Here is a 2,035-nt window from a genome sequence, read left to right as displayed (position 1 = left end):
GGGTGGTGACGCCCCAGAGGGTGGTGCGGGGGTGCGGGGCGAGGGTGCCGTCGGGGGTGATCAGGTCGGTGGGGGTGCCGATGAGGTCGGTGATGATGGCGTGGAATCGGGTGTCGTACCAGGTCTGGTCGGCGTCGGCAGGTGGACGGTGGTCTGGTGGGTGTCTGTCTGAGGGGCGGCGGTTGGTCTGGGTGAGGGGGCGGAAGGAGTCTGGTTCCCAGTCCCAGGTGATGGTCTCCTGTTCGCCCGCGACATTGCCATCGTCGGAGCTGGTGTCGCCGTGAGTGTCGCTGCTGCCAGTGGTGTGGATAGTCGTGTGGTGTTGTTCGGCGAGCCGGGTGCCGTCCCAGGTGAAGTCGATTCGTTCGGTGATCGTTCCGTCGGTGGTGAGGCGGTGTTTGGCGACGCGGCGCCCGAAGGGGTCATAGAGGTAGTGCCAGACGGTGCCGTGGGGGGTGGTGACGGTGGTGAGGCGGTCGTCGGCGTCCCAGGTGTAGTGCCAGGTGTGGGGTTTGGCGGTGAGGCGTTTGCGTTGGCGCAGGGTGATGCGGCCTTGGGCGTCGTGTTCGTAGCGGATCGTGCCGGCGCGGCGGATGAGGGTGCCGGTGTACTCGCGCCTGCCCTGCTCGTCGTCCTTGCCATCGCCACGGCCAGGGCCGCTGTGGCCGCCGTCTTCGCGACGACTCCCGCCTCCGTCGCGGCCGCGGCCGTCGCCGCCGCTGGTGTTGGCGTTCGGTCCGGCTGTCAGGGAGCCGGCCGTCGGGTTGGGTGTTGGCCAGGTGGCGTTGGTGATGTTGCCGGTGGTGTCGTAGGCGTAGCGTTCCTGCCAGGTGGTGCTGGTGACGGCGGTGACGCGGCGCATGGGGTCGAGGTCGTAGCGGCGTAGGCCGTTGGTGAGGTCGTCGGTCTCGGTGAGGTAGCCGTCGGGGCTGTAGCTGAAGTCCCGTCGTTGCAGCAGCCGGGTCGTCGCCGGGCCGGCTGGGTGGCCAAGGCCCGCGGATACCGTTCCCAACGATTCCGCGGGGCCGGCGGTGATGGTCTGGGACAGTAGCTGGTGGTTGGCGTCCCAGGTCTGGGTGAGCGCGACGGCCGTGCCCGAACCGCCTACGTTTGAACCACCCGGTGGCGAGCCGCCTGGGCCCGAACTTCTCACTCTCGAACTGGTGAATCCCGAGCTGCCCGGTGCCGAGCCGCGCCGCCCCGAACCGGCGGGTCCTGAACTGCCGGGTTCAAGAGCGGCGACGCCGTCGGGTAGCAGGAGGCGTTCGGTTTCGTGGCCGGCGGCGTCGTGGGTGAAGTGCAGGGTGTGGCCGGCGGTGTGCAGCGCGAGGGGGCGGCCGGTGGGGTCGTATTTCCAGTCGCTGATGGCTCCGGAGGGGGTGGTTCGGCGGATTCGGCGGCCCAGTGCGTCGTATGCGGAGGTGAGGCGGCGGCCGTTGATGGTCTCGGTGAGGACCTGTCCGGCGGCGTCGCGTTCGAAGCTGACCTCAGTGTTGGGGCCGGTGGCTCGTACTACCTGGCCGGCCGGGTCGTAGGCGAAGGTCGTCACGCCGTTCGGGCTGTGTTTCTCGAGGATGTTGCCGAGGGCGTCGCGGGTGAGGGTGATGGTCTGGCCGGCGCCGTTGGTCCGGGTGGTGAGTTGGCCGGCGGGGTCGTAGGTGTAGCGCAGGACGCGGCCGTTGAAGTCGGTCTCAGTAGTCAGTTGGCCGGCGGGGTCGTAGGTGTAGCGCCAGACCAGGCCGTGGGGGTTGGTGACGGCGACGAGGCGCAGTTCGGTGTCGTAGTCGAAGGCCAGTCGGGCGCCGTCGGGGGTGGTGCGGGCGGCGGGCAGGTCGAAGTGGGTGTGCTCGGTGGTGGTGGTGAGGCCGGCCGGGTCGGTGTGTTCGACGAGGTTGCCTTCGGGGTCGTGGCGGTAGGTGTCGGTGGCGCCGTCGGGCAGGGTGCGGGAGGTGAGCCGGCCTTCTGGTGTCCACGCGAACCGGGTGACCCCACCGACCGGGTCGGTGATCGCGACGACCCGGCCGAGGGAGTCGCG

General features: G+C 69.8%; 1 pseudogene. It reads right to left on the bottom strand.

Going from position 1 to position 2,035, the window contains the following annotated elements:
• Positions 1 to 2,035, bottom strand: a pseudogene (locus tag BL253_RS36235) (type IV secretion protein Rhs); the annotation flags it as partial.

Origin of the sequence: Pseudofrankia asymbiotica (genome assembly GCF_001983105.1) — a bacterium.
Lineage (GTDB): Bacteria > Actinomycetota > Actinomycetes > Frankiales > Frankiaceae > Pseudofrankia > Pseudofrankia asymbiotica.
The sequence above is the reverse complement of the archived record's forward strand: the minus strand, read 5'-3'. Positions and strand labels throughout refer to the sequence as shown.